Raw genomic sequence first — 26,752 nt, 5'->3', positions numbered from 1 at the left:
GGTTGCTCATGGGCGCGCGGTGGGGGGGGGGGGGGTAACAATGCGCGCACGTCATATCTCGATCATGGCACTCGCGATCGCCTGGGCCGGTACGGCTTCAGCGCAGCAGGCGCCTGACGAGCCGCAGGGCGACGAGATCATCGTCACCGGCGAGAAGGCCAACCGAACGCTGCAGGAGACGCCGACGAGCGTGGCCGTGACCACGCCCGAGCGCATCCGGCAGGAAAACATCCTGACGATCCAGGACATCTACAACCGCACCGCCAATGTCGCGGAGACCTATGGCGCCGCCGGATTCACGATCCGCGGCATCAACAACCAGGGGGTCGGCGCGGGTGGCAACGCCGATACCGCGACGGTCTACGTCGATGGCGCGCCGATACCACGGGAGGCATTGTTCGGCGGCCCGACCGATCTCTGGGACATTCGGCAGGTGGAGATCCTGCGCGGCCCGCAGTCGACGATCCAGGGTCTCAACGCGCTCGCCGGTGCGATCGTGCTGACCACGCGCGATGCCGCGACCAGCGACTATAGCGGCGACGCACGGGTGCTGTGGAGCGAGTATGACGATCGCACCTTCTCCGCCGCCGTGGGTGGGCCGTTGGTGACGGGCGAGCTGGGCTTCCGCCTGTCCGCCGAACACCGCAACGATCGCGGACTGATCCGCAACGTCACCCGTGGCGGCTACGATGACGCACTCGAATCGCTGAACCTGCGCGGCAAGCTGAAGTGGACGCCGAGCGCCCTGCCCGGGCTGGAGGTGCAGGGCAGCTACAATCGTGTGCGCCGCGACGGTGGCTACCTCTACGAATACGCCCGCACCGACGCGCCATCCTTCTACCGGAACCGGACCTCCACCGGCGACGCGCCGAGCCGCGGACATATCAAGACCGACATCGCCGTGCTCAACGCCGGCTACGACATTGCTCCCGGGCTGCGTCTCACCAGCATCACCTCCTACAACAAGACGAACACGCGGGCGCTGATCGATACCGACGGCACGGCGGCGGACCTGCAGGTGGTCGACAACACCAACGACTTCCGCACCTGGACGCAGGAGATGCGCCTGAACTACGTCGGCGATCGGCTGAGCGGAGTGGTCGGCGCCTGGGCGTACCGTCGCTCGGGCGGGCTCGTCGCCGCCAATCGGCTCAACATCACGACGCCGACCGGCACGATCGCCGCGCTGCTCCAGGGCGGCGGCTTCCCGGCCGCGGCGGCGACGCAGATCGCCGACCTCTATACCAGATCCTTGCCGGTGATCCCTGTCGCCTATGCGGCGGACTCCCCGCAATCGGTGCGGACCGCCGCCCTGTTCGCCGACGCGCGCTACAGGCTCACCGATCAGCTCTCGCTGATCGGCGGCTTCCGCTACGATCACGAAGCGAACCGCTATACGGCTGAGACGGTCGCGACCTTCACGGGCACCCTGCCGAGTCCAGCCGCCTTCGGCGCCCCCGGCACGCCCTTGTTCCTCGCGATCTCGGCGGTGAACCGGGGCGTGCTCGGGCTGGTGCAGGGAGCCAATTCAGCCAGAGCGAGCAACGCCCGCAGCTTCGATGCCTTCCTGCCCAAGGCAGGGATCAGCATGGACTGGACGCCCGACCTCGGCACCACCTTCACCGTGCAGCGCGCGTACCGCTCGGGTGGGTCGAGCCAGAACCCGGCGCGCGCGCTGCTCGTCGCCTATGACCCCGAATATAGCTGGAATTACGTGGGATCGCTGCGCTCGCGTTGGTGGGACGGCAAGCTCACGCTCAATGCGAATGTCTTCTACATCGACTGGAAGGATCAGCAGACCAATGCCTTCTTCGGTCTCAACGAGTTCGACTACAATACCGTCAACGCCGGCACGTCGCACCTGTACGGCTTCGAGATCGAGTCGCAGGCTCGGATAAGCCGGGCGGTCGACGCTTATGCCTCGGTCGGCCATGTCCGTACGAAGTTCGACGACTTCTCCTTGCCCGGCGGCGCGACCAGCGCGATCGATCTCTCGGGGTCAGAGTTTCCCTATGCCGCACGCTGGACGATCGCAGGCGGTCTGAACACGCGCGTCGGTCCGATCGTCGGCAATCTCAACGCCAATTACCGCGGACCGGTTTACACCGACGTCGGCGTGACGCAGTCGCAGGGCCGCCTGCCGGGTCGCACCGTCGTCAACGCGCGAATCGGTTGGGAGGTGAAGCAGTTCACGCTCTTCGCCTTCGCGCGCAACCTGTTGAACGAAGAGTATCAGCAGTACGATTTCGCGAGCAGCGGCCGCGCGATCCTGGGCGATCCACAGACGTTCGGTGGTGGCGTGGAGGCGCATTTCTGATGCTGGCCCTGACCCTGGCCGGGACGGCAGGCGGTGCCTTCGCGGCTGCGCTGCTTCGCCGTGCCTGGGCCGATCGTTCGCGTGAGCACCGCGCACTGATCGCGGCAGGCTGGGCCATGCTGTTCGCCACATCGCTGTTCGGCGCATGGTGGGCGGGCGCGGTGAAGGGCATGGCGATCGCGCTCGTCGCCGTCAGTGCGGGCGCGCTTGGCGTGGTCGCACGGGGGCGCGTCCGTCGCGCCGCGCGACCATCGCGCGACAGTCTCGCGCCCGAGCCGCTGGAGGGTCCGTCACGGGCGTGGCGTGGCGTGCTCAAGTTTCTGCTCGCCGGGCCACTCGGCATGACCGCCGCGATGGGCCTCGCCTTCTGCTACGCCACCTGGGCGCCGGGCGACCCGCGCACGCGTATCATCCTGGGCGGGCTGCTCGTGCCCCTGGGCTGGGCCGTGGCGATGACCTGGACGCTCGCCGACCAGCGCCTGTTGCGCTCCTTGGCCGTGCTCGTCGGGACGACGGTCGCCGGCTTCGCGCTGGCGGCGATGCGGGGGCTGACATGAGCGGACCCACGTCGACGCGGAGCCAGTGGCCCCTGCCACCCTCCACGGTCCGCGCGGTGCTGAGCGGCCATGGTATTCTCGGCCTCGCGTTCGCGGCCGTGATCTATCTCGTCTGTCTGACCGGCACGCTGGCCGTCTTCGTTCACGATCTCGAGCGATGGGAGCAGCCGGAGCAGCCGAACATCACCGCGATCGCGCCGACCATGCTCGACCGCGCGCTGGCGGCGGCGCGCACCGACGCGCCTCCCGACGCGGTCTTCTACATCAGCCTTCCCTCGACCACGGCACCCGGTGCCGGGATCGTCGCCTACAAGCCCGACGTCGAGCGGGAATGGCAAGTGACCGCGAACGGTGCTCTCGTTGCCAAGGAAACGCCATTCTCGGATTTCCTGCTGAATTTGCATATCGCGCTGCATCTACCGCGCACATGGGGCGAGTTCATCGTCGGGCTCGCGGGCGTGGCGCTGCTCTCCTCCCTGTTGTCCGGCATCCTGGCGCACCCGCGGATACTCAAGGATGCCTTCCACCTGCGGCTCGGCGGCTCCCGGCGTCTGCAGGAAGCAGACCTGCACAACCGTCTCGGCATCTGGGCGCTTCCGTTCCACGTCACGATCGCGCTGACCGGTGCGCTGCTGGGGCTGAGCACGCTGATCGTCGGCGTGCTCGCCCTGCTGCTGTACCGGGGCGACACCGCCCAGGTGTACGGCCTGTTCGTCGACCCGCCGCCCGCGGCCGACGCCGCCGCGGCGCCCTTGCCGTCGCTCGGGGTGTTGCTGGTCGAGGCGCACCGCCGCGCACCGCGGGCCGAGCCGCACCAGATCATCGTGGAACGAGCGGGGCGCGCTGACGCGCGTGTGACGATCGCGTCCGAGCGCGAGCGACTGCTCGTGCCGCAGGATACGACGGTCTTCGACGCGCGCGGCGCGGTCGTGAAGGACCAGCATCCGCGCGATCTCGTGGCCGGCACGCGCATCCTCGGTGGCATCGGTCAGCTGCACTTCGGCTGGTACGGCGGCCTGCCCGTGCGGCTGCTGTACGGCGTGCTCGGCCTCGCCTTGTGCGTCGTCACGTCGAGCGGCGTGACGATCTGGTTGGCGCGGCGGCGCGACAAGGGACGCCCGGTGCCGCTCTGGGAGAGGCTCTGGTCGGCTGTGGCCTGGGGACAGCCGCTGGCGCTGATCATCGCGGCGCTGTGTACATTGGCGGCCGGGGAAAAAGCGGCGGCTTGGACATGGCTTGCGGCAACGATCGTGTTGCTGGTCGCGGCGGGTGCGGCGCGATGGCCCGCGACCAGCCTGTCGCGTCGCCTGCGAATCGTCGATGCGCTGCTTCTGGGAGTCGGTGTCTGGTTGCTAAGAAGGCAGCACCAGGGAAGCATCGGATAAACCGAAGCCAGCGATGCTAATGATCCCCGAAGCGAGGCGGTGGTCTCGCGGATAGCGATCCTGCGTCTGGGCCGCGCCCGCCGACGATGCGCAGCACCGCCAGATCGGCGGTGACGTTCCCGAGCGTGCGGAAGATGTCGGGCACCGTCTCGATCGCCAGCAGCAGCGGCAGCAGCGTCACCGGCACGCCCATGGCGAGGCAGACCGGCGCGATCACCGCGAAGAACGACACCTGCGCCGGCAGCCCGACCGCGGCCACGCTCACCGTCGCCGCGACCACCGCGCCCAGCCCCAGCGTCGCCGGACCGAGCGCGACGCCGTGCGCCGTGGCGAGATAGGTCGCCACCGCGACATTGGCCGCCGCGGTAGTGGCGCGGAACAGCGACACCGCGAGCGGCAGCACCACGCCCGCGGCCTCGTCGCGCACCCGCAGCGCGGGCGCCGCCGCCACCATCGCGGGCAGCGAGGCGAGCGAGGATTGCGTGCTCACCGCGATCACCTGCGCCGGCAGCGCGGCGCGCGCGAAGGCGAGCGGGCTGATGCGGCCGAGCAGCGCCGCCGCGGCATAAGCGAGCGCGGTCGAGGAGAGCGCGGCGCCGACGATCACCGCGACATAATGCGCCAGCACGCCCGCCGCGCCCCCGCCGAGCACCAGTCCGACCCCGATCGCGAGCGCGAAAACGCCGAGCGGCGCCACCCACAGCACCCAGCCGACGATCCGCAGCATCGTCTGCGCCACGCCGGTGAACACCTGCGCGAGCGCGGCGCGCGGGCCGGGCTCGATCCCGTTGGCGGCGAGGCCGAACAGCAGCGCGAAGACGACGAGCGGCACCATCGCGCTCTCGGCCGCGGCGCGCACCGGGTTCGTCGGCACGATGCTGCCGAGCCAGTCGGACGCGGCGGGTACCGCCGGGCCGGGGCCGCTCACGGCAGCAGGCAGCGCCGCCGCGGCCGCGGGCAGCGGCGCGAGCTGGAGCAGCAGCGCGGTGGCCGCGGCGCCGACCAGCGCGGCGGCGAGCAGCAGCAGCGCGAACCAGCCGAGCGCGCGCGCGGCGAGCCGCCCGCCCGCGGCCTGCTCGGCGGCGCGCATCACCCCGGTGACGAGCAGCGAGAAGACCAGCGGCACCACCGTCATCGTCAGCGAGTCGAGCCACAACCGGCCGACCGGCTTGGCCACGCCGGCGACCGCGGGCGCCGCCGCGCTGCCCGCCAGCAGCGCACCCGCGACCAGCCCCAGCACCAGCCCGGCGAGGATTCGCGCCGAGGGGCCGCTCAGCACGCCGGCGCGATCGCGTTCGACGAGGCAGCGGTGCGGTCAGCTCGCATCGTCGGGGCGGTTCCTCCGCATCGCCGCGACCAGCGCCGCGTCGCTGTGCCCGGCGACAATCTCGGCGAAGGTCGCCGCGCGCTCGTCCTGGCCCAGCTTGAACTGCGGCTCGCACGAGACGATCCGCGCGCGGAAGGCGACGACGTGGCGCGCGAGCTCGTCGAAGCGCGCGCCCATCTGCTCGGGTCGCCACCCTCCGGCGGGCTCGAGCTGCGCGGCGAGGCGGCGCAGCGCGTCCTCGGTCTCCTCCGGCACGAAGGCGAGCGTGGCGACGATCCGCAGTGCGGCATAGTTCCAGGTCGCACCCCAGGTCGGATTCGACACCAGCCGCGGCGAGACATAGCCCTCCGGCCCGCGGAACAGGATGAGCGCCTGCGGGTCGCGCTCGAACGCGTCGACCTGCGGGTTGCGACGGGGATAATGGCCGACCAGCGCCACCGGCGTGCCGTCCGCGCCGCCCTCGGCGATGAGCGGGAGCAGCGTGGCGTCGCGATCGCCCGACACCACCCAGGCGAGCGGGTGGTCGCGGATCAGCGCGCCAATCTCTGCCGGCGAGAGCGGGACGAAGCTCACGCCGGCGCGTGTCGCAGCACCGCCGCGAGCCAGCGCGCGGCGTCCTCGAACGCGGAGTCGGCCAGCGGCGAGACCGACACTGCCTCGAGGAAGCTGTGCGTCGCGCCGGGGTAGACGCAGGCCTCGACCGCGACCCCGGCGGCATGGAGCCGCTCCGCCATCGCGCGGTTGGCGTCGGCGAGGATGTCGCACTCGGGGATCGTCACGAAGGCGGGCGGCAGGCCGGTGAGGTCGGCGCGCGCGGGGACGACCAGCGGGTCGTCGAGCGTCGCGGGCTCGCCGGCATAGTCGCGCCAGAACTGGTCCATTTCCGCGATCGTCAGCATATAGGCGGGACCGTCGTAGCGCGCGTAGCTCGGCGTCGGTGCCGGATCGAAGGCGCCATAGTTGAGCAGCAGCGCGGCGGGCAGCGGCTCGCCCAGCGCGCGCAGCCGCAGGCTCATCGCCACCGCGAGATTGGCGCCGGCGGAGTCGCCGCCCACCGCGATCCGCTCCGCGGCGATGCCGTGCGCGGCCGCCTCGCCGCGCAGCTGGCGATAGGCCGCGACCACCTCGTCGAGCGCGACCGGGAAGCGCGCCTCGGGCGACAGGCTATAGTCGATCCCGACCACCACCACGTCGGCGCGCGCGGCATATTCACGCATCAGCCGGTCGTGCGTGTCGATGCTGAACATCGTCCAGCCGCCGCCGTGGACGTACAGCAGCGCCGGGCGCGGCCCTTGGCGCGTGCTCGGGTAATGGAAGCGCGCGCGGCAGCCGGCGAGCGTGCCGTCGCGCGTCTCCGCCATCACCGGCCCGCCGGCGCGCCACGGCGCGCGCACCACCTCGGCCGCGGCGCGGCGTTCGGGCAGCGGCAGCGCGGCGAAGTCGGAGAACTGGCCGTAGCCGTGGTTGAGCGCGGCGACGAAGCGGCGGATGTCGGGGTCGACATCGTCGTGCGCGGCGAGCGCCTCGGTGGTGAGAGTCATGCGTCCTGCTCCTCGCGCGAGCGCGCGAGCTGCACAACGGCGACTGGATCGCCTATAACGAATGCCCCGCGCGCGCGCAGTCGATCGTCGCGGCGCTCGGTACCACGACGCCGCCGCGCGACTTCGGCATGGCGCCGCTCGCGGCGGTGCACGACCCCGATTATCTCGCCTTCCTCCGCGTCGCGCACGACGACTGGGTCGCGGCCGGGCGGCAGGGCGACGCGATCGGCTACACCTGGCCGGTGGTCGGGCGGCGCGCGCTCGACCTGTCGCGGATCGACGCGCGGCTCGGGCGCTACAGCTACGACGCGGGCACGCCGATCGCGGCGGGCACGTGGGAGGCGGCCTATTGGTCGGCGCAGACCGCGCTGACCGCGCTCGACGAGGTCGCCGCGGGAGCGACGCGGCGGGCCTTCGCGCTCTGCCGCCCGCCCGGCCACCATGCCGGGCGCGACTATCTCGGCGGCTATTGCTACCTCAACAACGCCGCGATCGTGGCGGCCGAGGCGCGGCGCCGCGGGCTCGGCCCGGTCGCGATCCTCGACGTCGACTATCACCATGGCAACGGCACGCAGGACATCTTCTACGCCGACGGCGAGATGCTGTTCGTCTCGATCCACGCCGATCCGGCGACCGACTATCCCTTCTACTGGGGCCATGCCGACGAGACCGGCACGGGCGCGGGCCGCGGCGCGACGCTCAACCTGCCGCTGCCGCGCGGCACCGGCTGGGCGAGCTATGAACCCGCGCTGGATCGCGCGCACGACGCGATCGCGCGCTACGGCGCGCGGTTGCTGGTGCTGTCGCTGGGCGCGGATCTCTACGCGGGCGACCCGATCTCGCACTTCACCTTCGCGCGCGACGATTTCGCCGCGCTCGCCGCCCGGCTCTCGGCGAGCGGGCTGGCGATCGTGACGGTAATGGAAGGCGGCTATGCCACCGCCGCGCTGGGGGACAATGTCGCGGCGTTCGTCGGCGGGCTGCACGGCGGAGAGTGAACGGCATCCGTCCACGTCGTCGTCCTTCGCGAGCCAGCGCAGGATGTCGCGCCCGGTCACCGCCATCCGGCTGCGCTGGGACATGGCCGTATGAGACCTGCTTGAGGTTGGCGCGCAGACCGAGCCCGGACCGCCGCACCACCGCCATGATCTCGCGGTTGATCTTGTCGTCGTAGCTGGGCGCCAGCGAGGACATGCGGTGAGCGTTCGCCAATCCTCGCGTTGACGAGCTTCTGGGCCGACCTGCCGTGACGAGAGACAGCCTGCACCGGCCATACCGCTATGGCATGAACGGACCGCCCGCAGATAGCTGGCGGGTCATGATCCAAGCACGGAGCCGACCGCCTCTCGCGCATCCAGCGCGGCGATGTCATCGTCGTCGCCCCAGTAGCTTAGACCGTGCCGAGCCTTCCGCTCAGCGCCACGCCCTCACGTCGAACGCTCACTGTTCAAGATAGTCGCCGTCTTTGCCATTCGGAGGGGCTTCTTCCGATGGTGCGACGGAAGGCGGCAGCGAACTTGCCGCTGTTGGCATATCCCGAGGCCGTCGCGACCTGTGTGACCGTCCAGCCCTCGGCCAGGAGGTCACTGGCGCGCTCCATGCGTAGGCGGGTGAGCCAGGCGTAGGGTGGCAATCCGGTTCGCGCGCGAAGAGCGCGCGTGAACCCGCTCGGATCCATGCCGGCGACGGCGGCCATCTCCGTCACCGATATGTCATCTCCCAGCCGGCTTGCGACATGGCAGGACACCCGCTCCAGCTTCCCCGCGGAAAGCGGGGGATGCCCGGTCGAACGAGCGGGAAGTGACCCAAGCTCGGCGAACCGCGCCAGCAAGAGCGCGACACCATGCTCGAAAAAGGCGGTGGACGCGCCGTGCACCTCTGCCTCGCCGTGCAGCGCCGTCGTGACCGCGGCGAGCAAGGCATCGTCGTGAAATCGGCCGGCCAGACCCGCCATCCCGTCGAGATCGAGCCCGTGGTCGCCGCCCAGCAGCGCGGGTGCAATGGCGAGACCGATCATGTCGACGGGGGAGCAGCGCGAGGTGCCAGCACCGCCAGGGGGCGTGACCACTATCGAGCCGCTCCGCCAGTGACCTTCCAATCGGGTGCCGTCCACCTGCTGCGCCAGCTTCGCCCGGCCGCCGACGCACAAGCCGATCCGCAGATGCGGGCCGTTGGCGACGGCGCCGTCAAAAGCGGGGTAGCGACCGCGGACCACCGTCGCCGCGCCGCCCGGCGCGGAGACGATCGATCCGTGAGTGGTCACCTGATGCGCGATGTCCCTGCGGTCACGCTCGATCGGACAATCATTTCCTCGATCGGAGCGATCGAACCCGGATCGGAGCAGCGGCCTCATGATGATATGTTGTACCATGAGAGGCAGTCGCAACAAGCGTTCATCAGGGGATCATGCGCTTCATCCAACTTACCGCCGCCTCGGCGGTCGCCGTCACCTGCGCGTCCGTGCAACCCCTGTCGGCGCAGGAAGCTGCGTTGCGGCCAACCGTGGAACAGTCGGGCGACATCGTCGTCACCGGCACACGGCGCGACACGACGCTTCTGGACACGCCTGCATCGGTCACCGTACTTGATCGCGAAACGCTCAACGAAGCGCGCATCCGCGACGTTCGGCAGCTCGACGCGATCGTGCCCAACGTCCAGTTCAACGAGAGCGGCCAGCTCGGCAGCACCTTCATCTCCATCCGAGGGATCGAGTCCAATCCCTTCATCGTCAACCGCGCGGCGGTCTACATCGACGGCATTCCGTTCCGCGAACTGTCGAACGCGGTGCTGAACCAGGTGGAGTCGATCGAGGTGCTGCGGGGCCCACAAGCGACGCTTTACGGGGCGAACAGCGAGTCCGGCCTGATCGTCATCAACACGCGCGCGCCGACCGATCGTCCCGCGCTTGACCTGCGCGCGACCGGCTTCCGCTTCGGCAATGGATGGAACGGCGTAGCCGACGGCTTCGTCGGGGGCCCGGTGGCGGGGGACACTCTGGCCGGATCGATCGCCTTCAAGGTACAGCGGGGAGACAGCTTCCTGCGCAACCTCCAGCCAGGTCAGCCGAACGGGAGCATCGACGAGAATTTCGTGCAGGGGCGGCTGCGTTGGCGTCCCGTCGATCGCCTGACGGTCAACGTTACCGGTTACGTCCTCGACACGCGCGCACCGGGCGTGTTCGATCAGGAATATCTGCCACGGGACGTGGACCTCTACAATCGCAGCTACGCCGCCATGTTCAACGGCGGCAGCAAGGTTGGACGGTATAGCTACATCAACGATGCACCGAAGCGCACCGACAAGCGCGAGCGCGTCGTGGGAGCCAGCGCCACTTACCGGCTCGGCTACGGCACGATCGACGCTGCGCTGTCGTACCGACGCTTCAAGAGCGATACGAAGGGCTTGGATTTCGATTTCACCGCGCTGCCGACGGCCGCGGGACAGGACTTCAAGGATCGCAACTTCGTCAACGCGGAGCTGCGCTTCGCCTCGCCTGCCGACAAGCCGTTCAACTACATTGTCGGCATCACCCACTATCGTCAGAACGATACGCGTTTCCAGACGACGTTCGCGGGGCCGGGCACGCTCGATTCCTATGAACCGGCGCCGCGCCAATACGCACAGGCGCGGGACTGGGGCGTATTCGGATCAGCGGAATGGTCGCCTCTGTTCGCACCCAAGCTGACGCTGGGGGCCGGGCTCCGCTACGACCACGCCCGCCGCACGGCGCAGCAGAACGCCGGGCAGATCGATCTCGGGGGCGGCAATCTCTTCATCCTGCGCGACGCCGCGCTGGCAGGCAGTTTCGACGCGGTGCTGCCGCGCTTCACCGCCCGCTACACGGCATCGTCGCAGCTCACCGCTTATGCCAGTTCTGCCAAGGGCTACATCCCCGGGGGATACAATCTCACGGCCGCACAGGCGAGCCTTCCCGACGACGTGCTGCGCTTCCAATCCGAGATGATGTGGAGCCACGAGGCCGGTGTCAAATGGCGCTCGGAGGACGGGCGCATCCGCCTCGGGGCGGCAGGCTTCTACATCTGCTCCAACAATTGGCAGGAGATACAGGTCGCCACCGACGCGTCCGGTCGCATCCTGTCGGCCGACTTTATCGGCTCGGACGCATCGATCGACAGCAAGGGCTTCGAGATTGAAGCGTCGGCGCAGCCAGCCCGCGGGCTCACGCTGATCGCCAACCTCGGCTATGCCGACGCGCGATACCGCGACCTTCAGCTCGATGCGACCACCAACGTCGGGGGCCGACGCGTGAAGCTGGTGCCGGCCTATGACGGCTACCTTGCTGCCCGTTACCAGACGCCCGGCGGATTGTTCGCGCGCGCCGAGCTCGGCCTCGCCGGCAAGCAATCGCGCGAGAGCAGGGGCGAGGCGGTACAATCCGCTACGCAGACGATCGGGCTGCAAGCCGGATATGAAGGTCCGCGCTGGTCGCTGCGGGCGTTCGTTGAGAACCTGACCGACGTGCGCCGCGCGACCGGGCTGGCGTTCCGCAATCTGGCGTTCGGGAACGACGGCAACTGGTACGCTCCGGTCGGCCGCGGCCGCCAGGGCGGCATCGAGCTTCAATGGACATTCTGAGCATCGGCCAGCGGCGCGATCGATCCTCGCTGCCGATCCCCTCCACCGCCCTGATCGGCAGAGCCACCAATAGCATCATCATGCCGGACCGGTGTCGAAGCCGAACGGTTGCAACACCTGCTGCACCGCCTCGCGCTGCTGCGCTGACCCAATTGCGGCCATGTAGCGTCAGCTTTCTACGCTCTGGAAGCGAGCGCTCGTTCATCTCGGCGACATCGAACCGGACAAAGATGGTGGAGCTAAACTGCACGGCACGGTGACTCGTCACACCGACCATCCACGAGCCGTTCCTTGAGTTTCTTCGCTCCTCTGCAACCGTCGCAGCCCACTCACCGCGATCGCGAAGCACGCTGCCAGCAGCACCGCGTCCTTGACGAGAAACTGCCCGGTCGAGCCGAGGAACGGCGGTCCATACCCCTTCTGCCAGAACTCCGCGGCGCCGAACGAGAAGCTCAGCGTCGTCAGGAAGGTGAAGACGCCCATCGCACCGCCGACGAGGCTCGCTCGTGCCGACCAGGCGCCCAAGGCGATGACGGCGCCGGTGACCAATTCGATCGCCCCGATCACCCCACTCACGCCGCGCTCGCCCAGCAGCGGGTACATCCAGCCGAACAGGGGATGCTGGCCGGCGATCATGGCCACGCCGGCGGCCTCGTAGGCGGCGAACTTCGCGGTCCCGAAGATCGCGAAGATGGAAACGATCGTCCATCGTAATCCGGCGTCGACGATGGAGTCGCCGGACAAGTCGCGCAGGTTCATATCGTGTCCCTTTCGCCTGCCATTTCGCGGTAGCGTGGCGAAAGGTTACACGGCCGGCAGCGGGCCGCTCACCAGCGCAGCAATCGCGGGCCCAGCATGGCCCCCGCGAAGGTCGCCAGCAGGATACCCAGCGAGTACCAGGTCAGGACGAAGAGCGCCGACACCTCCGGGCAGTGGAGGCAATAGACGCTGGCGGCGAACGCCCCCGCGGTGAGGCCGGCGGCCGCGCCGGCCGCGCGCAACTGCGTGGGCGCGAGCTGGCGGAACGACCAGAGCAAACCGCCGAAGATCGGGACGGCGAGGATCAGCACCAGCAGGGGGCACACCGTCCAGCTCTGGCCGAGCCACAGCGATAGCCAATCGGAGCGCGGCGCGCGCAGTAGCTCCACGACGCCGACGCTCGCCAACAGCAACACCGGGATGGCGATCAGCCATAGACCGCGCACCCGGCCGGTGTCGGGGCGGGCGAGCTGGGTCGTCATCGCCAGCGCCGCGGCGGCGAGCGACAAGGTGTACGCCCACTTGATCCAATAGGAGGCGCCCTGCATCGCCGCACCCACGTCGTCGCGCGGGCCCAGCCACAGGACGACCAGCACGGCCGAGATGAACGCACCGATCCCGATGCCGAGAACCAGGCGGCGAACAACCGCGTCGGGCCGGACGGGGCGGCTGTCCTGCGCCAGTTGCGCGATCAGATCCTCGGTCCTCATCGACGCCCCCCCTGCACGCGCGCCATCAGCGCCTTGAGGCCGCGATGCACCGAAACCTTGACGTCGGACTCGCCGATGCCATCGGCCTGCGCCGTCTCGGCGACGCTGTATCCAAGTATCCGCGTGGCGCGGATCACGCGCGACTGCTTGGCGGAAAGCGTCGCCAGCAGATCCTCCACGTCGATGCGCGCTGCCACGCTGTCCTCGAAGCCGTCGGTCGCGATCTCGTCCTCGCCGCCGTCCAGCGACTGCAGGCGAGCGCCGCGACGCAGGCGGTCGACCATCTTGTATCGCGCGATCGCGAACAGCCAGCAGCCGAACGGGCGATCGCGATCGTAGGTCGAGCGCCGCGTATGAACGGCCATCAGGGTTTCCTGCACCAGATCCTCGATATCGTCGTCGGCGCCGCGCAGGCGGCGCCGGTAGAAGCCGCGCAGCAGCGGGACGAGCCCGCGCAGCAACGACGCATAGGCCGCGGCGTCGCCGTCCAGCGCCGCGGTCATCAATCCTTGCAAACCGTCGTCGTCGACCCGCATCCGCACTCCCGCGCAGAGGTACGCCGCCGGAGAGCGGAAGGTTACAGCCCACCGCCGCGACGTCGCGCGTTCGATGTAACACTCTCCGGAACGGTTACGAAGCATTGGCCCTGGGCTCCCGCTCCCTGGTGCCCGTCGCGCAAGGGCTGGCACCCCTTCTGCGTCCCGCGCCGCGACCGCCGGGTCGCGCGACGACCACGACGAGACGTTCCGCGAGCAGCGCGCGACGGCTGTAACCGGGCGGGCGCGGCGGGCGAATGCGTCCGCGAGGCGATCACCTACGATCCCTGCCAGGAGCTGCCGATGATTGACGCCGCGACGCGCGACCGAGTGGGCAAGGAGGCACCGGGGGCGCCGGGGGCGCCGGTGCGGGGCGGCGACCTCGCCTACAAGCATCGGCTGCCGACCCGATTGTGGCATTGGATCAACGCGGTCACCGTCATCGTGCTGCTGATGAGCGGGCTCATGATCTCCAACGCGCACCCGCACCTCTACTGGGGCCTCTACGGCGCCAATCTCGATCAGCCGTGGTGGAACCCACCGCGCTTCCCCGGTTGGGCGACGATCCCGTCGACCTACAATCTCGCGCTCGCGCGCACCTGGCACTTCTTCTTCGCCTGGCTGTTCGCGTTCGGCCTGCTGGCGCATCTGGTGATCGGATGGGTGAACCGCCATCTCCAGCGCGACCTGACGTTGAAGCGGCGCGAGCTCGCCCCGGCGCACCTGTGGCAGGACGTCAAGGATCACGCGCGGCTGCGCTTCCCGACCGGCGCGGCGGCGCTGTCCTACAACGTCATCCAGAAGATGACGTATATCGCCGTTCTGTTCGTCCTGCTGCCCGGCATGATCGTGAGCGGGGTGTAGCAATGCGAGGCGGACCGGCATCCGACGGCCGCACGGGCGGCGGTGTAACTCCGACGCGACGAGGCCTTGACATCGGGCCACGTCGATCCAGCTTCAATCCACCGCTCCGTGCTGCTCGATCATGGCGGCCATGCGCGCGAGCCCGCGATGGATGTTGACCTTGACCAGCGAACTCGATTGTCCGGTGTAGGCGGAGGCCTCTTCGATGCTGAATCCCTCGATCTTGACCAGCCGGATGACCGCCTGCTGCGCCGGCTTCAACTGACCGAGGAGTTGATCGAGGATCGCCGCGCTCGTCACCGCGCTCTCGTGGTCGGCGACCGCGATCTCCTCGTCCAGCACGTCGGCGCGGGTCCGCGTCATCGAGCGTAACCGGTCGATCCACTTGTAGCGCGCCACCGCGACCAGCCACGGTTTGAAGGGCCTCGTCCGATCATAGGTGTGACGCTTGTCGTGGATCGCGATCAGCGTCTCCTGCACCGCATCCTCCACCTGCGACGGCGGGAGACGTCGGGCGAAGAAGCCGGTCAGCCAGCGACGCAGCTCGTCCAACAGGCGCCGGTAGGGGCCGCCCTGCCCATCCTGCGCGGCGGCCATGAGCAGGCCCCACTCCGCCCCGTCAGGCGTTCCGACCGGCATCCGCGATCCCTACGCCTTCGCCGCGCCGATGATCGCACCGCCCTTGCCGTCCTGAACGATCACCGCCACGCGATAAGGGTCGCGTCGCGCGGGAAGGGCGAAGCTGGCGGCCGCGCCGCTCCAGTGGCCGATCTGCACGAGCTCGCGCACGATGTTGCGGTGGGGCAGCGTGCGCCCGCCGTTCTCGCCGGCCCTGATCGGCACGTCGATCGTGCGCGGATCGTAGCGGACCATCCAGACGATGGCGGGGCGTGCCGCGCGGGCAGACGCGACCCGCACCTGCCCAGCCGCGATCGTCACCGCCGGTCCCTTGATGCTGGTCCTCGCGATCAGCTGGTCGAGCTGCGCCCGGTTCGCCCCGACGATGTCGCGCTGCCCGCCGACATAGACCTGCGGGGTCCACACCCGGTCGCGTCCGTGGTGGCGGGCATAGTCCCACTGCCGCGCGGTGAACTGGGGCGACGCGAACGTGTCCTTCCACCCGAGCTGGTCCCAGTACGTGACGCCGTAGGACAGCGCGAGAACATGGGGCTTTCCCGCGAGCGCGTTGAGGTTGGCGGTCGCCGGCGGGCAGCTCGAACAACCCTGGCTCTGGAACAGCTCGACCACCACGAGGCGATCATCGGCGGACGAGGTCACCCCGCCTGCGCCGACGGCCCCCCGCTGTTTCCCCGCTGCGACGGGATGGACGACCGAAGCCAAGCCGATCCCGCCGAGGAAGAGCGCGCCGATGGCAGCGGAAACGTGAAGGGCTCTCATGGTCAGCTCCTTGTTGTTCATGCGAGAAATCGACGCGTCGCGGTCGGCGCACGCGCAGGCGGCCTCAGACCGCGGTCGACCATTCGGTGACGCGGTCGGGCAGGTGATCCAGCACGAAGGCCTCGGTCCGTCGGTCGAGACCCGTCAGGATCGACGCGCCCAGGATGACGAGCAGTCCGCCCAGAACGGCCTTGCCGCGCCCCCCCGCCAGCATGAGCCGATCCCGCCACCGCGCGAGCACGCCCCGCGCCACACCCGCGATCAGCAGCAGCACCGTCGCGATGCCGAGACCGAAAGCGGCCATCACCACCAGCACCTCGCCCAAGTTCGTGCCCTCGGCGGCGAGCGCGACGGCGGCGCCCAGGGTCGGCCCGACGCAAGGCGCCCAGACGACGCCGAGGAGAGCACCGACCGCTGCCTGGCCCCACAGTCCGGCGCGCGCATCCAGCGTCTCCTGGCGCCGGCCCGCCCAGGCAGCCAGCGGCGTGGCGAGCCGAGCCAAAGCGTCCTGCGCCTTTTGGAACAGGAGGACGACGCCCGCGAGCACCAGCACGATCGCACCGGCCGCGCGTACCGCGAGCGTGTCGATGCCCAAAGCCTGGCCGAACGCGGCGACGGTGAATCCGACCGAGGTGAACGCGACGACCAGCCCCGCACCGAGCGCCAGCGGCGCCAGGCGATGCCGCTGCGCCGCGGACGACAGCACGATCGGCACCAACGGCAGGACGCAGGGTGACAAGATCGTCAGCGCGCCGGCGACATAGGCGAGCGCAGGATGGAGGACCGATGCCATGCGGCTCAGGCGATCGCGCCGCGGATCACGGCGGACACTTTGGCGTCGTCGGTCTCGTGCGCGATGCGCCCCGTCTCGCGGCGCCCGTGGAACGCGATCAGCGTCGACTGCTGCGTCGCGCCGAACGCGCGCCACAGCGCCTTCTGCGTGTCATAGTCGATCCGGAACACGTGCATGTCACGGAACGCCGGTTCCGCGGTGACGCGGGCGATCGTCTTCTGCTGCTGGCGGCAGACCGGGCACCAGGGCGCGTGGACCCAGACGAGGATCGGCCGACCCGCCGTCTGCGCGGCCTCGAAGGCTGCCCGGTCGAACGCGCGACCGGCGACCTGCGCGGACGCGGGGCCAACGAGCAACGGAAATGAGATGGTCATGGACGCGACCACGACGACCGCTGGGAAGTGACGCACGGGGGCCTCCTGATGACGTGAACAGCTCCCGTGATTTCGGTCGAGCCGTCGTCTCGGTTACACGCCGACACGTCGTTCTCAGTCTCAACGGCAGAACCGCCATAGCCGGTTCGCGACCACGCTCGTCGGCTTGGAATCTCGGCCGAGCGCCGGATTCAACGTCATGTGCCACAGCAAACCTCATGATCAGGCCATGAGTTGCTCGATGCGGACACGACCCTCGTTGGCTGGGTCGCGCCGCTCGTGCTTGCCGGCGCGGTGGCGCTCTCCCGATGAGGCACCAGATGATGCGGCGCCCGGCGATTACCCCGTCATTTTGCCGTGAGCTGGTGAACCACGTTCAGATCATTCGAGAAGTTCTGCAGGTGTATGACCTTGCCCTGGTCGTTGAAGGTAAAGAACTCCGCCGCGTGGATGTGCACGGTCCGCCCCGTCGGCTGGATCGCCCCGTCCGGGGTCGGCAACGGACCGCGATGCGGACCCGAAACCGTGTAGCGAACCGCTACCTTGTTGCCAGACACGACGATATCGTCCTCGGTTATCGTGCTGCCGGGAAAGGTGGCCTTGACGCCCTTCTGCCAGGCGACGAACTCATCGCGCCCCCTGAACGTAGCGCCGTTCGGCTTGCTGGACACGCCGCCGTTGACCTCAACCACGACGTCGTCAGCCACCATTTCACCGTTCTTGTCCAGCTGGTCGTTCGAGAAGTTCATCCGGAACTGACGGACGATCTCGCCCCTGTCGGGTCGCGTTTGCGCCATCGCACTGCTAGCCGTCGCAGCAACGACGATCGAGACAATGCCGAATAATGCCGCGAACGTGACAGCGGTCCGGGATGTTGCTCTCATAAAACGCTCCTTGTTCTTTCTACCGCCTTATCCGCTACTAACGTCGACATCCCCGAACGTCGCTCCCGCTCGCGCCCCGTCTCCGGGCGGTCGCAGATTGGCAGCGGCCCGAACGATGTGCCCAAGAGAACGGGCATCGCTCGAGGCGCTGCCATCCAGAGGAATGCCGCCGTTGCTATTCGGCTGGGACCGCGCGCGGTTACAGGCGGGCGGCAGGATCTCGTGGCAGCGGTTCTGTTGCAGCCCCATCCAGGCCCTGCTGCCGAAGCGCTCAGGCGAGCGACGTCTCGCGCGCGACACCGTCAGAGCGCCTTTCTGCGCAGCCCGGGCAGGTGGGCCTTGCGTCGGCGCAGCGTCGTGCGGACACCGCCGAGGTCAGGGATCATGACGGCCCAGGTCGCGGGCCCCGGCACAGCCCTGGCGAGCTACGGCTCGCGCTGGTCGAGGTCGAGGCGTGCATCGACCGCGCGGGGCGAGGAGACGTCCATCGCTTCCCGCCTGACCGCGCAAGGGATCAAGAACGTGGCCGAAGGCACGAACGCGGCGCGTCGCCGATCTGTCCCAACTGGGCGGACGATTCGGCGAAGAACGGTGTCGTTCTGCCTGCGTTTCGATCATCATGCGCGACCATCCTTCCTGCATGATCCCAAGGCCCTCACCGCCTGACCAACGTCATCCTCCGAAGATGATCGCCGCCGCGACGGTGTCGTCGCCCGCGACACCCGCCGATGTCATGGGGGTGGGAGCGGCGCCGACGCGGGTCGACGCACCGCTCAAGGTCACCGGAACGGCGACGTACACCGCCGACCATTACCCGGAGGGCTTGGCGCATGCGGTTCTCGTGTGCAGCCCCATAGCATCCGGCCGTATCGTCTCGATCGACGTGGAACGCACCTTAGCCCAGCCGGGCGTGTTGGGGGTGGTTTCGCATCTCAATGTGTCAGCGCTCCGCGGCGCACCACCGCCAGCGTGGCCGGAACAGCCGGAAGAGCTGCTGCGCCGGCCTGATCACGGCGCGAGCCTCGCACTCGCCGATACGATCATCCGTCATGCCGGCCAGGCGGTCGCCGCGGTGATCGCCGACACGCTCGCGAACGCCACGGCTGCGGCACGCGCGCTCGCGGTCGACTATGCGCCCGACGCGTTCGAGACATCCCTACCCTTCCTTGAAGGAGAGGCGACCGAGCCGCGAACGGGGCAGATACCGGGCGGCGAGAAGGCCACGTCGGCGCGCGGCGACCCGGACCAGGCGCTCGCTTCCGCGCCCGTCACCGTTCATGCAACGTACCTGTCTCCGACCGCACACCACAATCCGATCGAGGCGGCCGCCACCATCGCGGAATGGGTTGAGGGCAAGCTGGTCGTCCATGACTCCAATCAGGGGCCGCACGTCATCGCCGCAGCGCTCGCGAGTGCGTTCGATCTGAAGAAGGAGGATGTACGTGTGACCGCCCGGTTCGTGGGCGGCGCCTTCGGGTGCAAGCTCCAGCTGTGGCCGCACGGCTATATCGCCGCCCTCGCGGCGCGCCTCGTCGAACGGCCCGTGAAGCTGGTGGTCACGCGGCCGCAGATGTTCACCGCGGTGGGCCATCGCCCGAACCTGATCCAGCACCTGTCGCTCGGCGCGGAACGCGACGGAACATTGTTGGCGATCAAGCATGAGGCCGTCGTCCAGACCGGCACGGTGGACGAATATGTCGAGGGTTGTGTCGGTCGCACGCGCACGCGATACGCCTGCCCCAACGTGGCGGTGACAACGCGCCTCGCGCATCTGAACCTGCCTGCCGGCACGTCGATGCGAGCACCCGGCAAGAGCACGGGGTCGTTCGCACTCGAGAGCGCGATGGACGAGCTCGCGGTTCAACTCGCGATCGATCCGATCGACCTTCGCTTGCGCAACTTCGCGGCGGTAGATCCGGAGACCGGGCAGCCCTGGTCGAGCACGGCGCTCAGGCGCTGTTACGCCGTCGGCGCCGCACACTTCGGCTGGCGCCCGGGCGGAACGCGCCGCGGCGGGCGCGAGGGTCGGCTGCTGATCGGGCATGGCATGTCGGCGGGCAGCTATCCGCGCTACGCCTCGATGGCGACGGCGCGTGTGGTGCTGCACCGGTCGGGCAAGGTCGTCGTCGAGACCGGTCTGGCCGAGATCGGCACCGGCAATCCGACCGTGATGCCACAGATCGTCGCCGAGGCTCTGGGCGTGCGCGCGGCAGATGTGGAACTCGTCTTCGGCACCACCGACTTGCCGTTCGCGCCGCAGGCCGGCGGTTCCCGCATCGTGGCGAGCGTCGGACGCGCGATCCTGGCGGCCTGCGCGGAGGTGAAGGCCGAACTCGCGGCGCAGGCGGGCGATCAGCCGGGCAGCGATGACGAGGGCGCGCACGCCATTCTCCTGCGGACGGGCGCTGCGTCGGTGGCCGGTTTCGGCAAGTGGGAGCCCGACGGCTCAGCGCCGCTTAGTGTGGAGAGCAACGCCGCGCACTTCTGCGAGGTGGCGATCGACCCGGACCTCGACACGATCCGCGTCCGTCGCTTCGTCAGCGCCATCGACATCGGCCGCGTGCTCAGCCCGGTCACGGCGCGTTCGCAGATCATCGGAGCGGTCACCATGGGCCTCGGCCAGGCGCTGTGGGAAGGCACGGAGATCGACGCGCGCTTCGGCCGGTACATCAACACCGACCTGGGCGAGTATCTCGTACCCGTGAACGCCGACATCCCGGCGATCGAGGCCATTTTCGTCGGCGAGCCCGACCCGCAGACCGGGGTGCTCGGTGCGAAGAGCGCCGGGGAGATCGGCATGGTGGGTGTCGCGGCGGCCGTGGCCAATGCCGTGTACGACGCGACGGGCATTCGGCCGCGATCGCTTCCCATCCATGTCGACTTGCTCATGAAGGAAGGGTTGATCGTATGAAGCACTACGTCCTGTTGATGGAGTTCAGCGAGGATTATGAAGCGCGGCGGCCGCAGTTCCGCGATGACCACCTGACCAAGGCCTGGGCGGCGGTCGAGCGCGGCGAACTCGTTCTCGCCGGTGCCCTGACCGAACCGCTCGATACCGGACTGATCCTCTTCAAGGCAGAGACGCCAGAGCCGGTCGAACGGTTCGCAGCCGCGGACCCGTACATCAACAACGGCCTCGTCCGCAGCTGGCACATCCGCGAGTGGGCCACCGTCGTCGGCGACGACGCTTCCCACATCATGCGGCCTGAATGATGCCGGACAGCCTCCCCGCCATGTCGAAGCACGAAGAAGGGACGAGCGAGGTGGCGTTGACCGTGAACGGGGTCGCGCACAGGCTCCGGATCGACCCTCGCGTGACGTTGCTGGACGCGGTGCGCGACGAGTTGGGCCTGACGGGAAGCAAGAAGGGCTGCGATCAGGGCCAATGCGGCGCGTGCACGATGCTCGTCGCCGGCCGGCGCATCAACAGCTGCCTTACCTTGGCCGTGATGCATGAGGGAGACGAGATAACGACCATCGAGGGCCTGGGCACTCCCGGCGCTCTGCACCCGATGCAGGCCGCCTTCGTGGCGCATGACGGTTTGCAATGCGGCTATTGTACGCCCGGGCAAATCTGCTCCGCGGTCGGGGCGGTAGACGAGATCCGTCGCGGCGTGCCGAGCCACGTTTCACGCGACCTCGACTGCATCTCCCACTCGGACGAAGAGATCCGCGAGCGCATGAGCGGCAATCTCTGCCGTTGCGCTGCCTACCCGAACATCGTCGCTGCGGTCCGGGACGCGATGGAGGCTCAGTCGTGAAGCGCTTCACCTACGAGCGGGTATACAGCCCATCGGACGCCGTCGAGGCGTTCGCCAGCACGCCGGGCGCCCGCTATCTGGCCGGCGGCACCAACTTGATCGACCTCATGAAGCTCGGCATCGAGGCGCCGGCGCATCTCATCGATGTGAACCATATCGGCCTGGACCGGATCGAGGACACCGCGGACGGAGGGCTCCGGATCGGGGCGCTCGTCCGCAACTCGGATCTGGCCACCGATGCGCGCGTCCGGTCTGGTTACCCCGTTCTGGCGCGCGCGCTGGTCTCGGGTGCCTCCGGCCAGCTGCGCAACAAGGCGACGGTGGGAGGCAACCTGCTCCAGCGCACCCGATGCTTGTATTTCTACTCAGGAGACCTGCCGTGCAACAAGCGGCAGCCGGGATCAGGCTGTGCGGCGCAGGAAGGCATCTCGCGCAATCTTGCCATCATCGGTGGCAGCAGCGCCTGCATCGCGACCTATCCGTCCGACATGGCGGTCGCGCTTCGCGTCCTGGATGCGGAGGTGGAGACGCTGCGGTGCGATGGCGGGACACGGCGGATCCCGCTGGCAAATGTTCACGCCTTGCCGGGCGATACGCCGCACGTCGAGCACGTAATTGAACCCGGCGAACTCGTCACGGGAGTCCTGCTTCCGCAACGCGTCGGCGGCGTCCAGCGCTACCTCAAGTTGCGGGACCGCGCGTCCTATGCGTTCGCGAACGTCTCTATTGCCCTGATCGCGCATTATGACCGCCAGGGGCTGAGCGCTGCGCGGGTGGCCTTCGGCGGGGTGGCGCCGAAACCTTGGCGGGTAGAGGCGGCAGAGGCCGGCATCTCTTCCGCGGCAGATCCGGCCAACCATATCGTCGAGATCGCGTTGGCGGGCGCCACGCCGACGGAACAGAATGCTTTCAAGCTTACCTTGGCTGGCCGAGCGTTGACGGTCCTTCTCGATGAAGCACGGGCAAGCGCAACATGCTGAGCATGCGAGCCCCCTGATGCTTCCGTACCCTCGCGCCGCGCGCGGCATCGCTGATCGTCCCGACCGGTGAGAGCATGCGACGTCGAGCCTCGGCGAGCCTGAGCTGCTCCTTAAACGGTAATGGCGACAGAGAGGTGATGCTGCGGCAATGAGCGAATAAGGCGGGCAGGCCCATCCCGGCTGCCCCGGCCAGCGTGACGCTACAGTGATCACCCCGCTGTACGTCGTTCACGAGGTGGCGGAGTGAAATCGTGGCTCTTCGGAAAACATGCCGACTTCAAGCGCTCGAACCGAGCGCACCGGATGCGCCGGCGATCTGACGTTCGGCTCTCAGGACATCCATCCGTAATATGAATAGCAGATTGTTGGACGCCCTCTCCGAACCGCACCTTAGATCAAGCGGAGGACATCATGATTTCACCCTACACGATCCACATTTCGGACGAGCGGCTCAGCGACATCAGAGCAAAGGTCGACGCCTATGACTGGAGCCAGCTGCCGGATGCGGGGGGCTGGTCAGCTGGGGTCGGGATCGAAGACCTCAAGCGGCTCGCCGCGTATTGGCGGGACAGCTACGACTGGCGTGCGGTCGAACGGCGCCTCAACGAACTCCCCAACTTCACGGCCGATGTGGAAGGCGAGCGCCTCCACTTCGTTCATGTGAAAGGCGACGGTTCCAAGCCGCCCATCCTGCTACTCCACGGCTGGCCGGGTTCATATGTCGAGTTCGAGCAGCTGTTGGAGCCGCTGGCGGCGGACGGGCACGATGTCATAGTCCCCTCGCTTCCTGGCTTCGCGTTCTCCACCCCGCTCACGCGCCCGATCGGGCCGCGACGGGCTGCTGCGATCGTGCATGGGCTGATGCGGCAACTGTTCGGCAGCGCGCGGTACGTCATCCAAGGGGGCGATTGGGGCCACGCCATCGCGGCCTGGGCAGCTCATGATCGACCGGAAGCGGTGCTCGGCATCCATATCAACATGATGACCGTGCGTGCGGAGGATGCCGTACCGACGAGCGACGAGGAGAAGTCCTTCGCCGCCAAGCGGGCTACGATTGCCGCGCAGGAGAGCGCCTATTTCCACGAGCAGGAAACCCGACCGCAGACGCTCGGTGTCGCGATGGCCGACAGTCCGGTCGGAGCGGCGGGCTGGATATTCGAGAAGTTCGGCAAGTGGGCCGATCTCCCCACCACCGCCGATGGCGACCCCGACATCTGGAGCAAGTTTTCCGAGGAGGAGCTCCTCACCAACATCATGCTCTATGTCGCGACGGAGTCGTTCGTGACCGCCACCTGGATCTATTACGGCTGCCGGCTCGAGAAGTCGCTGACGCTTCCGCCTGGCGCCCGCATCCAGGTGCCGACCGGCGTTGCCGCCTTCCCCGATCCGGTCTTCTTGCCGTCGCCGCGATCATTCGTGGAGAAGACCTACAACGTCGTGCATTGGACCGAAATGCCGCGGGGCGGGCATTTCGCCGCGCTGAAAGAGCCGGAACTGATGCTGGCTGACCTGCGGACCTTTATCGCGACGGTGATGGAAGCGCGCTCCCGAGGATGACGACCTTCCTTCCCAAGCTCGACGCATGGCATTGACGGCGCAGGGCTTAGGCACCAGGTACGCGTATACCTCTGCGGCGAATTCGAGACATTTCGGCATTACTCGGCTCTCAGCGGTGCGCCATGACCGGTGATAAGGCGCTGACGCGCGCCACTCTCGGCCTGCTCCGCGGGAGAGATCACATGTCTAGGACTGGATGGCGGCGCTGTCAGTCGCATGCGAACTCGTCTCTGCACGATGCACTCCGACCTTCGTAAGCGGCGGGTCAGATGGCGAGCGCCCTGACGCTCGGCTAGCGCCGCAGAGTGGCGCTGCTTGTAGGTCTGCCTGTCGATGAAGTGGCGTTCGTGGTTTTCCTCCACGTTCCGCAGCGACAGAGGGCGGAAGGCCGCTGCGCAGAGGCCGTCAAGATCTTCGCCACGATGGCGAAAAGCCGCAACCCACTACTCGCTGCCACGATCGACGTGCGCAACGGGCGCTGCCTGGTCGATCTCGGACAGGTGGAAGAGGGAAAGGCAGCGATCTCGCGGGGATTGCCCGTGCTTGCTGGCAAGGGCGTCGAGTTTTCCGGTGACGTCTACGAGGCGCACATGGCGCTCGCACGACTGGCCGAGCGTACCTTCGACTATGATGAGGCAGCGAAGCGATACCGCGCCGCGGCCGATCCGCTGCAAGGTAGATCGCGAGTTCCGCCGTTGCTGCGCCTGGCGCTGGTGACGATGTTCGATCACGATGGCCGCGCCTTAGCCGCAGCCGAAGAGGCGCGCACGCTCGTGCTCGCCGAGCCGGCTCTCAGCAAGAAGGACCTCGCGGCGGTGCAGACCGTTCACGCACGCGTCCTGCTGAACGAGGGCCGCGCCAAGGAGGCATATGCCGAGCTCAAGAACAGCTTGAGCAAGCAGGGTGGGCTGACCAGCCGTGTCAGCGCCGACGATATCACGACACGCTCGGACCTGGCGATCGCGGCGCTGAAGAACAATGATCGTGACAATGCGCGACTCTATCTCGCCTACACCGGCGCTGGGCGGATGCGAGACACACCGTTCACCAGAGCCGCCTCGATGGACCCGCCGACGTGCGGCGAAGGTGGGCTCGTCCCGGAGGACGAAGCGATCGTTGAATTCTCGCTGGAGCGCGACGGACACGTGGCCGGAGTCGCCCCCATCTACACCAACGGCAATCGCGCGAAGGCACTGGCCTTCGCTCGCGCGGTGACGGACTGGTCCTGGCGTGCGGAGGACGTCGCCGAGATCCCCGCGCTGTTCCGCTACACCACGCGCGTCGAGGTGCGCTGCGTCAAGGCGGACGGCGCACCGGGAGTGACACGGCCGCTAAGGGAAGCATTCGAGGCATGGCTGGCCGACAAAGGTGCGCCGACCCCGCCGTGGGCCGACCAACCCGCCGCGCTGGCGCTCGGCACGCAACGCGCGGCGCTCGGCGCGGCGACCACAAAGAACGATGCCGCGGCCCGAGTGCAGGCCGCTCTGGCCCTGAGCGACAATCCGGTGCTGGACGGACAAGAGCGACCCGCGCTTCATGCGATCGCGCGGACCGCCTTGGCGTCGCTCCTGCCGCCGGTCACGGCGCGTACCTATGTCGCCATCGTGGCGCCAGAGCAGGTCGACGAAGACAGCGAGTTGTGGCGGGCGCGGATGCGCGCCATCCTGGCCCAGCCTGATGTATTTGGCGATCCGCTGTCGGCGGCCACGCTGCGATTGCTGATTGCTCAACCCGCGTACCGCAAGGGGCCGCCTGCCGACGCGGCCGTTCTCGTGGCAGCGGTGAGCGGCGACCCGGCCCTTCCGCCACGCCATCCATTGAAGATCGCGGCCTTGCTCGAGCAGGCCAATGTCCTTGCCGCCAAAGGCGATGTCGCGGGCGCTCGGGCCGTGTTCGATCGCACCGGGCTCACTGCCGAGCAATGTGCGACCGTCGGTCTTCAGCCAGCGGTACAGCGCATGAGTGGCAGGAGCAGTGACTTCCCCCAGGAGGCACAGCGGCTCGGCTTCGAGGGCTGGGTCCGCACTTCCTTTGACATCACCCCCGACGGACGTACGATCGCGCCGCGAGCTGTGGTCGCCTACCCGCCCTTCATCTTCGACGACGCCGCAAATGGCATCATCCGCGGCGCGCGCTTTAGCAGCACGTTCCGCCCCGACGGCGCGCTGGCCTGCTCCGGGCAGCAGCAATCCGTGCTCTTCTTGCTCCCTCGCCGATAATCACAACATCGGCGATGGGTCATGGATGTGCTCGGGGTACGCTGGCTTGAACGCTGTTCGGAGCCGAGTGGCTGATCTCGGGCGCTTGCGGCCCCTGCCCTCCCGCGCCCAGGTCCCAATTACGACCGCTCAGCGGGCTGCCGCGCGGCGAAAGCGTACAATCGTTTATCGCTCGGGCTGCCGTACATGACGTG

The 26,752-nt window shown here is 68.4% G+C and carries 24 protein-coding genes; 12 read left to right on the top strand and 12 right to left on the bottom strand.

What is annotated here, in order from left to right:
• Positions 1-40: 40 nt before the first annotated feature.
• The 3 genes from EV292_RS19580 to EV292_RS19570 are packed head-to-tail and all read left to right on the top strand — an operon-like array spanning position 41 to position 4,259.
• Positions 41-2,317 (top strand): TonB-dependent receptor, encoded by a 2,277-nt coding sequence (locus EV292_RS19580; RefSeq protein ID WP_132910949.1) that lies wholly within the window; start codon positions 41-43, stop codon positions 2,315-2,317.
• A complete protein-coding gene (locus tag EV292_RS19575; protein ID WP_132910948.1) occupies positions 2,317-2,874 on the top strand; it encodes a hypothetical protein in 558 nt (185 codons plus the stop codon). Before EV292_RS19580 ends, EV292_RS19575 begins: the two co-directional genes overlap by 1 nt.
• Entirely contained in the window at positions 2,871-4,259 is a 1,389-nt protein-coding gene (locus EV292_RS19570; protein ID WP_132910947.1) for a PepSY-associated TM helix domain-containing protein, read from the top strand. Before EV292_RS19575 ends, EV292_RS19570 begins: the two co-directional genes overlap by 4 nt.
• A gap of 16 nt (positions 4,260-4,275) precedes the next feature.
• Here the strand turns inward: EV292_RS19570 and EV292_RS19565 are convergent, their stop codons facing one another.
• From EV292_RS19565 to EV292_RS19555, 3 genes are read right to left on the bottom strand one after another with little or no spacing between them, the layout of a single operon-like run.
• Positions 4,276-5,538 (bottom strand): cation:dicarboxylase symporter family transporter, encoded by a 1,263-nt coding sequence (locus EV292_RS19565; RefSeq protein WP_132910946.1) that lies wholly within the window; start codon positions 5,536-5,538, stop codon positions 4,276-4,278.
• Positions 5,539-5,574: 36 nt separating this feature from the next.
• Entirely contained in the window at positions 5,575-6,159 is a 585-nt protein-coding gene (locus EV292_RS19560) for an FMN-binding negative transcriptional regulator (RefSeq protein ID WP_165927197.1), read from the bottom strand.
• Complete coding sequence (locus EV292_RS19555; RefSeq protein ID WP_132910944.1) at positions 6,156-7,127, bottom strand: alpha/beta hydrolase; 972 nt, start codon at positions 7,125-7,127, stop codon at positions 6,156-6,158. The genes EV292_RS19560 and EV292_RS19555 overlap by 4 nt, the downstream gene beginning before the upstream one ends.
• Positions 7,128-7,132: 5 nt before the next feature.
• Here EV292_RS19555 and EV292_RS19550 point away from each other — a divergent pair, with 5 nt between their 5' ends.
• Positions 7,133-8,125, top strand: a complete 993-nt coding sequence (locus tag EV292_RS19550; RefSeq protein ID WP_132910943.1) for a histone deacetylase family protein — start codon at positions 7,133-7,135, stop codon at positions 8,123-8,125.
• Between the two features lie 449 nt (positions 8,126-8,574).
• Here the strand turns inward: EV292_RS19550 and EV292_RS19545 are convergent, their stop codons facing one another.
• Positions 8,575-9,480 carry an AraC family transcriptional regulator gene (locus EV292_RS19545; RefSeq protein WP_165927196.1) on the bottom strand — a complete coding sequence of 302 codons (906 nt, stop codon included), beginning with the start codon at positions 9,478-9,480 and terminating at the stop codon, positions 8,575-8,577.
• 53 nt (positions 9,481-9,533) lie between these two features.
• On the opposite strand from EV292_RS19545, the gene EV292_RS19540 reads away from it, so the two are divergent.
• Positions 9,534-11,723, top strand: coding sequence for a TonB-dependent receptor (locus EV292_RS19540; protein ID WP_132910941.1), 2,190 nt, complete (start codon positions 9,534-9,536; stop codon positions 11,721-11,723).
• 264 nt (positions 11,724-11,987) lie between these two features.
• Here the strand turns inward: EV292_RS19540 and EV292_RS19535 are convergent, their stop codons facing one another.
• The 3 genes from EV292_RS19535 to EV292_RS19525 form a co-directional block, all read right to left on the bottom strand.
• Positions 11,988-12,482 (bottom strand): DUF417 family protein, encoded by a 495-nt coding sequence (locus EV292_RS19535; protein ID WP_132910940.1) that lies wholly within the window; start codon positions 12,480-12,482, stop codon positions 11,988-11,990.
• 68 nt (positions 12,483-12,550) lie between these two features.
• Positions 12,551-13,192: a DUF1109 domain-containing protein gene (locus EV292_RS19530; protein ID WP_132910939.1), complete on the bottom strand. Its 642-nt coding sequence runs from the start codon at positions 13,190-13,192 to the stop codon at positions 12,551-12,553.
• Positions 13,189-13,728: a sigma-70 family RNA polymerase sigma factor gene (locus EV292_RS19525; RefSeq protein WP_243693873.1), complete on the bottom strand. Its 540-nt coding sequence runs from the start codon at positions 13,726-13,728 to the stop codon at positions 13,189-13,191. Before EV292_RS19525 ends, EV292_RS19530 begins: the two co-directional genes overlap by 4 nt.
• 303 nt (positions 13,729-14,031) lie before the next feature.
• Here EV292_RS19525 and EV292_RS19520 point away from each other — a divergent pair, with 303 nt between their 5' ends.
• Positions 14,032-14,592, top strand: a complete 561-nt coding sequence (locus EV292_RS19520) for a cytochrome b/b6 domain-containing protein (protein WP_132910938.1) — start codon at positions 14,032-14,034, stop codon at positions 14,590-14,592.
• Between the two features lie 93 nt (positions 14,593-14,685).
• Here EV292_RS19520 and EV292_RS19515 read toward each other — a convergent pair whose 3' ends face one another.
• The 5 genes from EV292_RS19515 to EV292_RS19495 form a co-directional block, all read right to left on the bottom strand.
• Positions 14,686-15,231 carry a sigma-70 family RNA polymerase sigma factor gene (locus tag EV292_RS19515; protein ID WP_243693872.1) on the bottom strand — a complete coding sequence of 182 codons (546 nt, stop codon included), beginning with the start codon at positions 15,229-15,231 and terminating at the stop codon, positions 14,686-14,688.
• 9 nt (positions 15,232-15,240) lie between these two features.
• Positions 15,241-15,990: a DUF1223 domain-containing protein gene (locus tag EV292_RS19510; RefSeq protein WP_132910937.1), complete on the bottom strand. Its 750-nt coding sequence runs from the start codon at positions 15,988-15,990 to the stop codon at positions 15,241-15,243.
• A 64-nt stretch (positions 15,991-16,054) separates the two neighbouring features.
• Complete coding sequence (locus EV292_RS19505) at positions 16,055-16,783, bottom strand: cytochrome c biogenesis CcdA family protein (protein WP_132910936.1); 729 nt, start codon at positions 16,781-16,783, stop codon at positions 16,055-16,057.
• Positions 16,784-16,788: 5 nt separating this feature from the next.
• Positions 16,789-17,157, bottom strand: coding sequence for a thioredoxin family protein (locus EV292_RS19500; protein ID WP_132910935.1), 369 nt, complete (start codon positions 17,155-17,157; stop codon positions 16,789-16,791).
• A 347-nt stretch (positions 17,158-17,504) separates the two neighbouring features.
• Positions 17,505-18,041 carry a nuclear transport factor 2 family protein gene (locus EV292_RS19495; RefSeq protein WP_132910934.1) on the bottom strand — a complete coding sequence of 179 codons (537 nt, stop codon included), beginning with the start codon at positions 18,039-18,041 and terminating at the stop codon, positions 17,505-17,507.
• Positions 18,042-18,726: 685 nt separating this feature from the next.
• Between EV292_RS19495 and EV292_RS19490 the strand changes: the two genes are divergently transcribed.
• The 6 genes from EV292_RS19490 (at position 18,727) to EV292_RS19460 (ending at position 26,558) form a co-directional block, all read left to right on the top strand.
• Positions 18,727-20,952 (top strand): xanthine dehydrogenase family protein molybdopterin-binding subunit, encoded by a 2,226-nt coding sequence (locus EV292_RS19490; protein ID WP_165927195.1) that lies wholly within the window; start codon positions 18,727-18,729, stop codon positions 20,950-20,952.
• Positions 20,949-21,254, top strand: coding sequence for a YciI-like protein (locus EV292_RS19485; RefSeq protein ID WP_132910932.1), 306 nt, complete (start codon positions 20,949-20,951; stop codon positions 21,252-21,254). The genes EV292_RS19490 and EV292_RS19485 overlap by 4 nt, the downstream gene beginning before the upstream one ends.
• Positions 21,251-21,802 (top strand): 2Fe-2S iron-sulfur cluster-binding protein, encoded by a 552-nt coding sequence (locus EV292_RS19480; RefSeq protein ID WP_132910931.1) that lies wholly within the window; start codon positions 21,251-21,253, stop codon positions 21,800-21,802. Before EV292_RS19485 ends, EV292_RS19480 begins: the two co-directional genes overlap by 4 nt.
• A complete protein-coding gene (locus tag EV292_RS19475) occupies positions 21,799-22,782 on the top strand; it encodes a xanthine dehydrogenase family protein subunit M (RefSeq protein WP_132910930.1) in 984 nt (327 codons plus the stop codon). The genes EV292_RS19480 and EV292_RS19475 overlap by 4 nt, the downstream gene beginning before the upstream one ends.
• A gap of 411 nt (positions 22,783-23,193) precedes the next feature.
• Entirely contained in the window at positions 23,194-24,339 is a 1,146-nt protein-coding gene (locus EV292_RS19465) for an epoxide hydrolase family protein (protein ID WP_132910928.1), read from the top strand.
• Positions 24,340-24,644: 305 nt separating this feature from the next.
• Positions 24,645-26,558: an energy transducer TonB gene (locus EV292_RS19460; RefSeq protein ID WP_132910927.1), complete on the top strand. Its 1,914-nt coding sequence runs from the start codon at positions 24,645-24,647 to the stop codon at positions 26,556-26,558.
• Positions 26,559-26,752: the final 194 nt, after the last annotated feature.

This window comes from Sphingomonas sp. BK235 (assembly GCF_004345855.1).
In the GTDB taxonomy this organism is placed as follows: domain Bacteria; phylum Pseudomonadota; class Alphaproteobacteria; order Sphingomonadales; family Sphingomonadaceae; genus Sphingomonas.
Note: the sequence above shows the minus strand (reverse complement) of the source record. Positions and strands in the feature narration are given on the sequence as shown.